This is a genomic window from Pantoea sp. X-Soil-MYKO-1289 (genome assembly GCF_059730625.1).
On the sequence record NZ_AP036004.1, the window covers coordinates 2080719 to 2094073 of the forward strand.

11 protein-coding genes are annotated in these 13355 nt (G+C 59.5%); 4 read left to right on the plus strand and 7 right to left on the minus strand.

The genetic code is table 11. From position 1 onward, the window contains the following. Positions 1-31: 31 nt before the first annotated feature. The gene (pepT, locus tag AC6I7Z_RS10090) at positions 32-1264 is read left to right on the plus strand and encodes a peptidase T (RefSeq protein ID WP_497814104.1); all 1233 of its coding nucleotides are present in this window, start codon (positions 32-34) and stop codon (positions 1262-1264) included. A 271-nt stretch (positions 1265-1535) separates the two neighbouring features. Next, positions 1536-2168 (plus strand): hypothetical protein, encoded by a 633-nt coding sequence (locus AC6I7Z_RS10095; RefSeq protein ID WP_497814105.1) that lies wholly within the window; start codon positions 1536-1538, stop codon positions 2166-2168. 146 nt (positions 2169-2314) lie between these two features. On the opposite strand, the gene AC6I7Z_RS10100 is transcribed toward AC6I7Z_RS10095, so the two are convergent. Continuing rightward, entirely contained in the window at positions 2315-3094 is a 780-nt protein-coding gene (locus AC6I7Z_RS10100; protein WP_497814106.1) for a transporter substrate-binding domain-containing protein, read from the minus strand. A 17-nt stretch (positions 3095-3111) separates the two neighbouring features. Further along, complete coding sequence (locus tag AC6I7Z_RS10105) at positions 3112-4272, minus strand: methionine aminotransferase (protein ID WP_497814107.1); 1161 nt, start codon at positions 4270-4272, stop codon at positions 3112-3114. A gap of 129 nt (positions 4273-4401) precedes the next feature. On the opposite strand from AC6I7Z_RS10105, the gene AC6I7Z_RS10110 reads away from it, so the two are divergent. After that, positions 4402-5241 (plus strand): LysR substrate-binding domain-containing protein, encoded by an 840-nt coding sequence (locus tag AC6I7Z_RS10110; RefSeq protein ID WP_497814108.1) that lies wholly within the window; start codon positions 4402-4404, stop codon positions 5239-5241. Here the strand turns inward: AC6I7Z_RS10110 and AC6I7Z_RS10115 are convergent. The 4 genes from AC6I7Z_RS10115 to AC6I7Z_RS10130 all read right to left on the minus strand — a co-directional run bounded on the left by AC6I7Z_RS10115 (position 5238) and on the right by AC6I7Z_RS10130 (position 11473). After that, positions 5238-6899 (minus strand): methyl-accepting chemotaxis protein, encoded by a 1662-nt coding sequence (locus tag AC6I7Z_RS10115; protein WP_497814109.1) that lies wholly within the window; start codon positions 6897-6899, stop codon positions 5238-5240. The two genes, AC6I7Z_RS10110 and AC6I7Z_RS10115, sit on opposite strands and share 4 nt — an antisense overlap. A gap of 210 nt (positions 6900-7109) precedes the next feature. After that, entirely contained in the window at positions 7110-8627 is a 1518-nt protein-coding gene (locus tag AC6I7Z_RS10120; RefSeq protein WP_497814110.1) for a carboxylesterase/lipase family protein, read from the minus strand. 98 nt (positions 8628-8725) lie between these two features. Then, positions 8726-10069, minus strand: coding sequence for a 2-oxoadipate dioxygenase/decarboxylase HglS (gene hglS / locus AC6I7Z_RS10125; RefSeq protein ID WP_497814111.1), 1344 nt, complete (start codon positions 10067-10069; stop codon positions 8726-8728). Between the two features lie 69 nt (positions 10070-10138). Next, the gene (locus tag AC6I7Z_RS10130; protein WP_497814112.1) at positions 10139-11473 is read right to left on the minus strand and encodes an MFS transporter; all 1335 of its coding nucleotides are present in this window, start codon (positions 11471-11473) and stop codon (positions 10139-10141) included. Positions 11474-11793: 320 nt separating this feature from the next. On the opposite strand from AC6I7Z_RS10130, the gene AC6I7Z_RS10135 reads away from it, so the two are divergent. Continuing rightward, positions 11794-12714 (plus strand): LysR substrate-binding domain-containing protein, encoded by a 921-nt coding sequence (locus AC6I7Z_RS10135; protein ID WP_497814113.1) that lies wholly within the window; start codon positions 11794-11796, stop codon positions 12712-12714. Here AC6I7Z_RS10135 and smrA read toward each other — a convergent pair. Then, a complete protein-coding gene (gene smrA / locus AC6I7Z_RS10140; protein WP_497815424.1) occupies positions 12711-13277 on the minus strand; it encodes a DNA endonuclease SmrA in 567 nt (188 codons plus the stop codon). The two genes, AC6I7Z_RS10135 and smrA, sit on opposite strands and share 4 nt — an antisense overlap. Positions 13278-13355 lie beyond the last annotated feature (78 nt).

The window sequence follows — 13355 nt, forward strand, 5'->3', positions numbered from 1 at the left end:
CCCGCTGTTGGCAGACAAATAAGGATCGGTGATGACAGCCCTTGCAACTCAGTTAACTCAACGTTTTTTTCGCTATCTGGCGGTCAGCAGCCAGAGCGACGCTAAATCAGACACCTTGCCCAGCACGCCGAGCCAGCACGCCATGGCGCAGCTGCTGGCGCAGGAGCTGACCGCTCTCGGGCTGGATAAAGTGGAAATCGACGACTGCGCCACGGTGACGGCGGTGAAGCGCGGCAACCGGCCCAGTGCGCCGCGCATCGGGTTTATTACCCATATCGATACGGTTGATGTAGGGCTCTCGCCCGATATTCATCCGCAGATCCTCACCTGGCAAGGCGAGGATCTGTTGCTCAACGCGCGTGAAGATATCTGGCTGCGCCGCGACGAGCACCCGGAGATCGCCCCCTATCTCGGCGAGGAGATTATTTTCAGCGACGGCACCAGCGTGCTGGGCGCGGACAATAAGGCGGCGGTGACGGTGGTGATGACGCTGATGGAGAATTTGCAGGGCGATCACGGCGATATCCTGGTGGCCTTTGTGCCCGACGAAGAGATTGGGCTGCGCGGCGCGAAGGCGCTCGATCTGGAAAAGCGCTTCAACGTCGATTTCGCCTGGACCATCGACTGCTGCGAGCTGGGCGAAGTGGTCTATGAGAACTTCAACGGCGCGTCGGCGGAGATCACCTTTACCGGGGTGCCGGCGCATCCAATGTCGGCCAAAGGGGTGCTGGTCAATCCGCTGCTGATGGCGCACGACTTTATCAGCCTGTTCGATCGTCGGGAAACGCCGGAGCATACCGCGGGTCGCGAAGGCTATATCTGGTTTAACGAGCTGCAGGCGGGCGCCAGCCAGGCGACGCTAAAGGCCTCGATCCGCGATTTCGATCTGGCGCAGTTTGCCGCACGCAAAGCGCAGCTGCAGCAGGCCGTGGCGGAGATTGCGCAGCGCTATCCAACCGGCAGCGTCGCCATCAGCATCAGCGACATCTACAGCAATATCAGCAACGCCGTGGGCGAGGATCGCCGCGCCATCGATCTGATCTTTGCCGCCCTGGCGGATCTCGATATTGAGCCAAAGGTCATCCCGATGCGCGGCGGCACCGACGGCGCGGCGCTGTCAGCGAAAGGGTTGCTGACGCCGAACTTCTTCACCGGCGCGCATAACTTTCACTCCCGCTTCGAGTTTCTGCCGATCTCATCCTTTGTGAAGTCTTATCAGGTGGCGGAAAGGCTTTGCTTGCTGGCGGCGCAGAGTGGCGGTTAAGAAGCTAAATGTGTATTAAAAGTAAAATTGCATCCTCTATCCTGGCACTCAGGTTAGAGGGTGCAAAATGCTTTCCATAAAAGCAAATGATTAGCTTGCAAAGAAGAGAAAGATTTTTTTGAACGAAAGCCAAAGCTATGAATATTTAATTCATCGGAAAGGATAAAGCTCTTTTAGGCACTATCCTTGCCCACGACCAAAAAAGCTTAATGATTAAGCAACTAATCAGCAACATAGTAAGTTGATTATACAAACTTAAGGACAATCTTATATGACTGAAACAATATTTAGCATTGCAAAATATGCATTGACGGTTGCTGGCATTGTAATCACCGGGCTTGGGCTATATCAGAAATGGACATTTAAAACAGATCGTTTATTTGAAAAATATTCTAAATTGAGTAACTTCTCGCATGAACTGGCGGAAAAAACAGGTGATGAAACCTTACACAAAATAGCAAAGGAATATGGCTATGCTGCTGTTACACGTGAAATAAAACTTTCGCATGAAGAAAGGCGCGTTTTACTTCAAATGGTTAACCCAATAGCTGGCATTGAGAGTTATCATAAATGCTCTCCTTATTTGAAAATCAACATAATAAATAAATGTTTCACATGGAAAAACAAAAGACATAATAGTAAAATTTATCGCGCATTGATTTACACCACCTTTCTCCCGGTATACTTTACCGGAGCGGCAATGCTTTTCAGCCCAACATTCTACCCACTTTTGCATCACGTTTTGGGGGGAGAATTTATTCAGTCGCTTCCTGCATTGAAAAAAATAGCATTTTTCTTATTTCTTATGATTTATGGTGCTTTTTTCTTTTTTGGAAGTTTAAATAAAATATCTAAAATAGCCATTTCCAGGAATCTAATCAAGGAATCAATATCAAAGAACTGAGTAATTATTCAGAAGCCATACATGAACCTATTTTTTAAATGGCTGGCCGATTGGTATAGCTCTTGTCAATCCACCTTGTAATTACTTGCTTTCACCTGATCACTTTATACTAATAAAAAAGGCGGCCATTCGGCCGCCTCCTTTTGCTATTTCGTCGCGCTGACGTCAATGCCGGGGAAATATTTCGCCGCCAGCTTTGTCACCGTGCCGTCATCCTGAATTTTGGTAATCGCCGCATCCAGCTCCTGCTTCAGCTTCGTATCGCCTTTACGCAGGCCAAAACCGATGCCGGAGCCGAGAATCGCGTCATCTTCAACCGCCTTGCCGGCAAAAGCAAAGCCTTTGCCCTGCGGTTTATCGAGGAAGCCCGACTGGCCGGCGGCGGACATCACCAGGGTGCCGTCCAGACGGCCTGCGACCATATCGTTATAAACCTGATTCTGATCCTGATAGGAGGTCACGGTCACGCCCTGCGGCTCCCAGTGCTTTTTGGCGTAGGTCTCCTGAATCGAGCCCTGCAGCACGCCGATATTCTTGCCTTTCAGCGCTTCAGCGGTCGGCTGCAGCTTCTCGCCCTCTTTCACGATCAGCATGCTTGGAATGCGGTAGATCGGCTTCGTGAAGTCGATGCTTTTTGCCCGCGCCTCGGTGATATTCATCGCCGAGTTAATGGCGTCGAACTTCTTCGCCTGCAGCGCCGGGATCAGGGCGTCGAAGCTGCTCTCTACCCATTGACAGTTAAAATTCCCGGTGGCGCAAATGGCGTTGCCCAGCTCGATATCGAACCCTTCCAGCTCGCCCTGCGCATTGCGGCTCTCAAACGGCGCATACTGCGATTCAAGGCCGTAACGCAGCGTTTCCGCCGCCAGCGCGTGCGCTGAACTCATCATGCCCAGCGCAAGAAACAGCGCATTGATTTTTTTCATTTTGTTTTCCCCTGAGATTAACCCTTCACCCGACAGAGCGCTTCTGCGCCGCGCTGCAGGGTGGCGTCGTCTTTTGCAAAAGAGAGACGAATCACGTTGTTATCGGTGCCGTCCATATAAAACGCCGAAAGCGGGATGGTTGCCACGCCCTGTTCGACGATAAGACGTTTTACCATCTCGCTGTCAGGTTCGTCACTGAAATGTCCGTAGCTGGCCAAAACAAAAAACGAACCGGCGCACGGCAGCAGTTTAAAGGGCGAATCCTGCAGCAGCGTCACCAGGCGATCGCGCTTCTGCTGATAGAACGCCGACAGCGACAGATAGTTCTCGGCGCGCTGCAGATAGTGCGCAAAGCCGATCTGCATCGGCGTATCGGCGGCGTACATCATAAACTGGTGCACCTTGACCAGCTCCTCCATCAGCCCGGCGGGCGCAAGGCAGTAGCCGACGCGCCAGCCGGTCACGTGAAAAGTTTTGCCGAAAGAGGAGACGATAACGCTGCGCTGCGCCAGCTCCGGATGGGTCGCCATGCCGCAGTGGGCGCGGCCGTCGAACAGGATATGCTCGTAGACTTCATCGGAGAGCACCACGATATCGGTGCCGCGCGTCAGCGCTGCCAGCTGCGCCAGATCGGCAGGCGTCAACACCTGCGCGCTCGGGTTGTGCGGCGTGTTGATAATGATCATGCGGGTGCGCGGCGTCAGCGCGGCGCGCAGCGCTTCCCAGTCGATGGCGTAGTCAGGGAATGGCAGCTTGAGGCCAACCGGCGTGCCGCCCTGCAAACGCACCACCGGCGCGTAGCTGTCGAAAGCGGGCTCGAAAAAAATCACCTCGTCGCCCGGGTTCACCAGCGCCGCGATCGCCATAAAGATGCCCTGACTGGCGCTGCCGTTAATCAGCACTTCGGTCGCAGGATCGTAGTGCTGGCCGTAGAGCGCCGCCACCTTGGCCGCCAGCGCCTCTTTCAGCGCGGGCCAGCCGGTCATCGGCGCGTACTGGTTATGCCCTTCGCGCATGGCGCGGCTGACCGCTTCCACCAGCGCCGGATCGCACGGAAAATTGGGCGCGCCCTGCGACAGGTTGATTGCCTGGTGCTGCGCGGAGAGCTGGCCGATGACGCTAAAGATGGTGGTGCCTACGTCGGGCAGTTTCGAGGTGACGTTAACGCTGCTTTTCATCGTGCGGGCTCCTGCGCGGCTGCATAAAAATGTCGATTTCGTTGATATCTATTCAACGACCCGGCGCTTGAGCCGACAAGCGAATTGTTGTCATAATAGCCATGACTAATTTGCATAGCTGGAGTGAGGATGCCGCGTTCTTTGCCGCTTAACGCCATACACGCTTTCCTGGTGACCGCGCGTCATCTCAACCTGACGCGCGCGGCGGGCGAACTCTGTATTACCCAGGGCGCGGTGAGCCGCAAAATCGCCACCCTTGAACACTATCTGGGGTTCGCGCTGTTCGAGCGCCACGCGCGCGGTCTGCGCCTGACCGCGCAGGGCGCGGCGCTGCTGCCGGAGCTGCGTCAGGGTTTCGAGCTGATAGCGGGCGCGACGGACAAGGCGATGCGCCAGCATGGGGTGATCCGGCTCAAGGCGCCGACCTGCGCCATGCGCTGGCTGGTGCCGCGGCTGGTGGCGCTGGAGCAGCAGCGGCCGGAGCTGCACGTCGCGCTGACCACCACGCTGGAACATCACGCGCAGCTGGAGGGGTTCGACGCCGCTATTCTCTACGGCACGCCGCCGCCTGGGGCGATTCATCTGTTTGACGAGGCGATCACGCCGGTGATGGCGGCCGACGCCGCGCCGCCCGCCTCGCCTGAAGCGCTGGCTTCCATGACCTTTCTGCATCCCACCGGCGATACTCGCGACTGGCAGCTGTGGCTCAGCGCCCAGAATACCCGGCTGACGATGACGCGTAATCAACACTTCAGCACCATGGATCTGGCAATCAGCGCGGCGATACAGGGGTTTGGCGTAACGGTGGCGGATATTAATCTGGTGGAGAGCGATCTGGCGAACGGGCGTTTGATTGCGCCGTTCGCCAGCCGGGTGAAAACCGGGGCGGCCTACAGTTTGCTGCAGCGCCCGGTCAGGGAAGCGCCGCCCTACCTCGCGGATCTGGCGGCGTGGCTGTCACGCGCTTAAAAGGTGACCCAGTCGGCGCTTGACGCCGCTTCAGGACGCGGCGTGCCGTCGGCGGCCGGGGTCGGACGGTGGTTGCGTGACGGCGCGCTGGCCAGCGGCTCCTGCGACGAGAGGCGGAAGCGGGAGACGGAGGCCTCCAGCGATTCGGTCTGACGCGCCAGCGCGGCAGCGGCGGCGGAGACCTCCTCCACCAGCGAGGCGTTCTGCTGCGTGACGCTGTCCATTTCGGTGACGGCGACGCCGACCTGCGAAATGCCTTTGCTCTGCTCTTCCGACGCGGCGGCGATCTGCTTCATGATGGCGTCCACGTCCTGCACCGACTTAAGAATGTGATGCATGGTGTTGCCGGTGTTGCCCACCAGCGCCGCGCCCTTATCAACGCGCTGCACCGAATCCTCAATCAGCGCGGCGATCTCTTTCGCCGCGGCGGCGCTACGCTGCGCCAGATTGCGCACCTCGCTGGCGACCACCGCGAAGCCGCGCCCCTGCTCGCCGGCGCGTGCCGCTTCCACCGCCGCGTTCAGCGCCAGGATATTGGTCTGGAAGGCGATACCGTTAATGACGCTGGTGATCTCGGCGATCTTTTTCGAGCTGCCGGAGATGCCGTTCATGGTAGAGACCACTTCGCTCACCAGCTGGCCGCCCTGCTGCGCCGTCGACGAAGCGGTTTCCGCCAGCCTGCTGGCCTGACGGGCGTTGTCGGCGTTGAATTTCACCGTCGCGGTCAGCTGCTCCATGCTGGCGGCGGTCTGCTCCAGCGCCGCCGCCTGCTCTTCGGTACGTGAAGAGAGATCGTTATTGCCTGCCGAAATCTCTGCCGCGCCGCGGGAAATATTTTCGGTGCCGCTGCGAATGGCGCTTACCGCTTCGCGCAGGCTATCCTGCATGGCGCTCAGCAGCGGCACCAGTTTGCCGACGCAGTTGCGGCCGAACGGCGTGACCGGCTGGCTGAGATCGCCGGTGGCGATCACGGCGAAATGCTCACGGATACGGTCCAGCGGCTTAACCAGCATGGTGACCAGATAGCGGTCGGTAAACAGCAGGATCAGCAGGCCGGTGAACACTGCCGCCACCAGCGTGATTTTAGTCAGCACGGTCAGGCGATCGACGTTAACGCGGGTCTGATCGAGCTTAATCGCCGCCGCCTGGTTAAAGGCTTCAGCGCTGGCGCCAAAGGCGCGGCTCAGCGCGGGCGTCACCGTACTGGCGTGCTGACGATAGACCTCGAGCGTCCCCTGGCGCGCCTTCTCCAGCTGTGGCGTCACGCCCTCATCCAGCAGCTTTTGCCAGCTGGCGATGGTCTGGTCAACGATCTGCGGCTCCATCGGGCCCGGCGCCATCTGCTTAAACTGCGCCAGCTGCTGGGTCATATTGTCCAGCGCCTGCTGCACCGGCTTCCAGTCGGCGTCGGCCGGCTCCGTGCCAGCGGCTTTCATCTCCATCACGCGCGACAGACGCGTAATGACGCGGAAATACTGGTCGTTGCCCTTGCTTAAGGTGGTCATCTGCGCGACCAGATGGCGGTCGACATCATTGCCGTTGCTTAGCTCGCCGAGCGAATGGACGCTGAACCAGCCCACTGCGCACCACAGCAGGCAAAACAGGCCGAGAATCCACAGCATAACGGCGCGAATCGTGAAATTTTTTAATATACCCATAGCCAAATCCTTGACGATGAAAACCGAGAGGGGCCCGATAATCTCGGGCATACAGGCGTTATCGGCAGGGATTAAGGAAGGTACAGCCTTTTAGTTAGCAATAAAGTTGCTCAATGCGCCAGCGCGACGCTGAGTTAACCTTATGATTTAACGGAATTTGCGCCAGCAGGCTCAGGGGATAAACCTTGCCGGCGGCTTATTAATTAGCCGTCAAAGCTTCACCATGCTTTTCATCATCAGGCGAAACAGCCTCAGTCGGGCGCGTAAGAAATTGCGCTTTAGCCGCAGCGCCTCTTTTCCGCCGTCGCCGAACGCCAGCGTGACATCCTCGCCGGGATGCCAGGCGGGCCAGCTTATCTCGCCCTCCAGCCGATGGCTGAATGCGCTTGCGTCGCGCGCAAAGGCGAACCAGTAATCCCCCATGCGCTGCGCAAAGGCGCGATCGGCGGCGGTATAGGGCCGTTCGCTGTCGGCGGGCTGCATCGCCGTGAGGGTATTGAGCGCATAGGGCACCTCATTGCCGTGCCAGGCGCCGTGCGGATAGAGATCGCGCGACTGCTCGGAGATATAGTCGAACCAGTAGCGCCAGCCCGGCATGCCGACGTTGTGCTGCGCGCGCATCAGGATCCACGGCATGACGCTGAAGGCCATATCGCGCGCCGCCGCGCGCCCCAGCAGGCGGTCGTCGTGAATATCGTAAAGCCACTTCAGCAGCCGGTAGCTGAACGGCCTGTTGACGCGCAGCTGGCGCATCGCCTCGGCGCTGTCGACATTGAAGTATTCCAGCACGCTCGCTTCGTCGCTGTTGCTGCCCGCCATAAGCGGAATGCGATGCTGGCGCGCCGCCATAAAGGTATTCAGCATCGGCTGGGGCAGCACGGCGTCGCCGGCAATCGGCACCGGCCCGTGCCATAAAGGCGACTCCAGCGGCCAGAAGGCGTCGGCAGGCAACGCACGCAGCTGCTGCGCAGTGGCGTTGGCCAGACCGAAATGCGCCGCGACCTGCTCGCCCTGCTGCAGCGCGGCTTTTCGTGGTTTGTCCGGCAGGCTATAGGCGCTCTGCACGATGGCTTTATGAAACAGCCCCTCCGCCAGCGGCGAACAACAGAGCGAAAGCACGCTGCGCGCGCCGGAGGATTCCCCAAATAATGTGACGTTGTCACGGTCGCCGCCAAAGGCGGGAATGTTGCGCTGCACCCACTGCAGCGCGGCGATCTGATCGAGCAAGGCGAAGTTGTTGACTATGCCGCCGTCGCGATATTCCGCGTCCAGCGCAGGATGGGCGAAAAATCCGAGGTGGCCGAGGCGGTAATTAATCGTCACCACCACGGCGCCGCGCGCCGCCAGCGGCTTGCCGTTATAGGGTGCCAGCCCGCCCGATCCCATCACAAAGCCGCCGCCGTGCAGCCACACCATTACCGGCAGCGGCCGCGCGGGTTCTACGTCGGGGGTCCAGACATTAAGATAGAGGCAGTCTTCGCTGAGCGGACCGGGATCGCCGCCGCCTGCGACGGCGCAGAGCGCGCGATTCTGCCAGCAGGCGGCGCCGAACTCGGTCGCATCGCGCACCTCGTGCCACGGCGTAACGGGCTGCGGTGCGCGCCAGCGCAGCGCGCCTACCGGCGCGGCGGCATATGGAATACCCTTAAAGACAAAGAGATCATCATCCATACTTCCTCTTAGCTCGCCTTCGGCTGTGCTGAGGCGCAGAGGTCGTCTGTTTTTCATTACCTGTTCCCTGATAAAGCGTTAAGGCATTATCTACAGGGCGTTAAGATGTTGTCTATGTCCTTAGTGCATTTGCAGATTATGCTGAATCGACGCCGTCAGGCCTGAGGGAAACCGCACCGGGCCAGCGATTGCTGCTGGCGCGCCTGATAAAGCCGCATTTCATCCTGCACCGGCGCGCCCAGCGCCGCTTCAAAATCGGCCCTGCTGGCGTGACCGGCGGAACGGCCCTGCGCCCGATCGCCCAGATTTGACTGAAAGATGCCCGCCGCGCTGACCGGCAGGAAATCTTCGTACACGATCGGATCGGCGATGATGCGCCCCTGTTCGATCAGCGCCGTCAGCGATTCGCCCGGCTGCGGCGGCTGCGCCTCGCCCTGTTCGCTCAACCGATAGTCAAACCAGGCAAGCTCCTGTTCGCGCAGGCTCTGCTCATCATCGGGAAAGGCGCGAAACACCTCGGCCAGCCGCTGCTGATGCTGCTGGTTGTCGACGCCGGTGCCGGCTGCCGCCAGCAGATGATCGTAGAGCGCGCGGCCTTTCGGCGTCAGCGCCGCGCCGCGCTGCTCGATTTCACCAAAGCGCGCGGTATGGGTGCCGCTTTCGCCCTGCTGGAAAATCACCGGCTCCTCCAGCGCTTTAAAGCTGGTCTGACGCAGCAGGATCGGCACCTCTCGCCGCGGCGGCCCTTCAATCAGCGCCTTAGGATCGATGCCATATTCCGGCATCAGCGCCTGCACCTGGTCGATATCGAGGGTGCGCGGCGTCAGGTGGTTGATATGGCATCCCGGAAAGCAGACCACGTCGGCGACCAGACGGTGCTGCTGGCTTAACGCCTGATAGGTGGCGCTGTCGACGGTGCTCAGCGCGTGCCAGCGGAAAGTCTCCAGCGCCTCTTTAACGAAGGCGTCGGCGTCCGCTTCATCCAGGCCGCCCTGCTGCTGGTGCTGCGCGATCAGCGCCCGGCAGCGCGGCGTGAAAATATCGCGCTGCGCCAGAATCGCCGCCGCTTTTTCCCGCAGCGGGAGATCTTCGATCAGCTCCAGCCGCAGCAGCGAGGTAAAAATGCGAAACGGATTGCGCCGCAGCGCCGCGTCGCTCACCGGCCGAAACGCGGTGGAGTGCACCGGCACGCCCGCCTGCGAGAGATCGTAATAGCCGACCGGCTCCATGCCCATCACCGCGAACATCTGCCGCAGCGTCGCAAGCTCCTGCGCCGTGCCGACGCGAATGGCGCCGTGCCGCTCAAGGTTAAGGCGGTCCAGCTCGTCCGCCGCGGCCAGCCGGGTTTTCAGCGCGGGTCGTGCGGTTAAACAGCTCTCGTTGACGCGCTGCACCAGCGTCATCAGGGTGCCGTACTGCGGCACCTCTTGCTGATACATAGCGGACATCGCCTGCGAGAAGCGCGTACGAATAGCGTCCGCGCTAAGGAAGTGATTCATGGTGCCTGCTCCTGACGTGATCGAGATTGCTGCTACTGTAGAGCAACGCGCTGTCGGCAGGCGAAAAAGTTACGGATTTGTGATCGGCTTAAAGCCGAAGCGGTTTTTCATCACCAGCATCACGGTGGTCAGCAGCGCAGGGATCGCCAGCAGCATAAAAATCAGGCTGAATGACCAGCCAAGCGAAAGCATCTCCGCGCCGACAAAGGCGCTGAGGATGGCGCCGACGCGTCCGACGCCGTGCATCCAGCTGGAGCCCGTGGCGCGCGCATGAGTGGGATAGTAGCTGGCCGACAGCGCGTTCATGCCGGTGTTGGCCCCGTTAAAGCAGAAGCCGCTGAGAAAAGCGATGCCGCTCATCATCCCGACTTCCGCCGGGGAAAAGCCGAGCGCGACGATCGCCAGCCCGCCGCAGAAGTAGATCGCCGCCAGCGCCAGCGTAGCGTTGAAGCGATCCATCAGCCAGCCGGCGAACAGCGAGCCAAGGGTGCCGCCCGCCTGATACATCGCGGTGATAATGGCCGCCTCGGTGACCGACATGCCCAGCGTATTAATCAGCGACGGCAGCCAGCTGCCGATCAGATAGACCAGGAACAGCCCCATAAAATAGCCGCCCCACAGCATCAGACTGCCGAACAGATAGCGGCGCGACACCACGGTAGCGATTGCGCCCTGCGTCGGCAGCGTCGGCTCCTGAGAGTGAAACGCGCTGTCGGGCCGCGTGGCCCCTGGCAGCATCCGCTCAACAATGGCGTGAATGCGCGTCGCCGGCGCGCGGCGGCTTATCAGAAAGCGCACCGACTCCGGCAGGCCACGCACCAGAAACGGCAGAACCGCCAGCGGCAAAATGCCGCCCAGCAGCATTACGGCATGCCAGTTATAGCGTGGCAGCAGCCATGACGCGGCGAAACCGCCGCTGGCGGCGCCGAAGGTAAAGCCGCAGAACACCACGGTGATAAGAAAGGCGCGGCGGCGCTCCGGCGCATACTCCGCCACCAGCGTGCCGACGTTGGGCATCGCCGCGCCCAGGCCCAGACCGGTGAGGAAGCGAAACAGCATCATCTGCTCGATATTGTTCGCCAGCGCGGTGGCGAGCGTCCAGAGCCCGAAGAAAAAGACGCTGAGGATAATCATCATGCGTCGACCATAGCGATCGGCCAGCGGCCCCGCCAGCATCGCGCCAAGCGCCAGCCCGACCAGCGCCGCGCTGATCACCACACCAAGCTGATGGTTGGTCACCCCCCAGCTCGCCTTCAGCGTAGGCGCGATAAAGCCCATCAGTGCGATATCCATGCCGTCAAGGGCCACCACAATAAAGCAGAGCGCGATGAGGCGCTTTTGCCAGCGGCTGAGCGCTGACTGATTGATTAACTGGCGAACGTCCACGGCTTCGACGCTGGTCACTGCGAACTCCTCACTGCGCTCACCCTGAGGCATCAGTTTTGGTAAAAAAAACGGCGCTTATGATAGCCCATCGTTAACGATAAGACGCCTGATTTTTATATGATATTGATAATTATTCAACATTAAAGCGCTAACCTGTTGAATTTATGATGGTGGGATCGGTGCAATTAGTTTGCCCAGCTCGCAGGTCAGCAAATTTTTTTGCTTTATCAATCACTCGCGTAAAAGGCGGTTTTTTGTTAATTTTATTTTGCAACAAAGTTAACAAAACCCAACTTTACTGGTTGCCGACCGGCGGTAAAACTCATTAGGTTTGCAAGATGGACAAAAATATCCTTTTCAATCAGCGCATTCGCTTGCGCCATCTTCATACCTTTGTTGCGGTGGCGCAACAGGGAACCCTGGGACGCGCGGCGGAAACGCTGAGCCTTAGCCAGCCTGCGCTGTCAAAAACCCTTAACGAACTCGAGGAGCTGACGGGCGTTCGCCTGTTTGAACGCGGCCGACTAGGCGCGCAGCTCACGACCATGGGCGAACAGTTTTTAATCCACGCGGTGAAGGTGCTGGATGCGCTTAACCACGCGGGCCAGAGCGTTAATCTGCCGGTCTCGACGCGTCCGGTGGTGATCCGCCTCGGCGCGCTGACCACCGCGGCCATGGGCATGCTGCCGCAAATTCTCGATCGTTTTCACCAGCAGCAGCCCCATGCGACCGTGCAGGTCGCCACGCTGCACAATAACGTGCTGCTCGCCGGGCTGCGCGCGGGCGAATTCGAGATTGGCATCGGCCGTATGGCAGACAGCGATATGATGGCCGGTCTCACCTACGAGCTGCTGTTTCTTGAATCCCTCAAGCTGGTGGTGCGACCGGAACATCCGCTCTTAAGTGACAATGTCACTCTTTCCCGGGCGATGCAGTGGCCGGTGGTGATTTCGCCTGAAGGCACGGCGCCGCGCCGCATCGCGCAGCAGATGCTCGATGAACAGGGCTGCACCCTGCCGGGCACCTGCGTTGAAACCTCGTCAACCTCGCTGGCGCGTCAGCTGGCGCTGCGCTATGACTACGTCTGGTTTGTGCCGTCGGGCGCGATCAAGGAAGATCTGGCGCATAACGCGCTGTGCGCCCTGCCCATCAGCTCATCGGGGCCAGGGGAACCGGTAGGGATTATTACCCGCACCGGCCATCCTCTGAGCCTTAGCGCTGAGATCCTGATGGCGACCATCCGCAAGGCGCCGGACTAACGGCTGCGTTTCGCGTGGCGCTCGCGGTTGTCCAGCCGCGCCTTTTCGGTCTTACGCAGGCCGACATAGAGCGCGCCCGTGCCGCCGTGCTGCGGCTGCGAGGTGCAGAAGGTCTGGACGTCGTCGAACTGACGCAGCCAGCGCGCCAGATAGCTGCGCACGATATTGGCATGGGATTCGTTGTCGCGCCCTTTGCCATGAATGATCAGTAAATTGCGCAACCCCTCTTTGCGCGCCTGCTGCATAAAGCTGAATACCGCCTGGCGGCAGGTCTCCACCGGCTGGCGCAGCAGGTTCAGACTGGCGTCCATCTTGTATTCTCCTTTGCGCAGCTTATCCAGCACCCCCTGCTGGATGCCGTCAGCCTTATACTCCAGCGGCGTAGCAAGGGGAATGATGTCGAGGTAGCCGCGCGTCAGAAAGTTCTCTTCTTCCGCCTCTGCGTCAGGCCGACGCGGCGCTTTGGTTGAGGGCGATTTCAGCCACAGGGTGCTGGCGCTGTCTTTCAATGGAGTGACGTCACCCATGGCATCCCGAAACAGGTCTTCATCGTCCAGGTTCATAGTCATTTCTCACCCCAGGTTATCAAAGAAACAGAGATCACATCCGCCTCTGTAAATGCAATAGTAGCAAACGCCAAA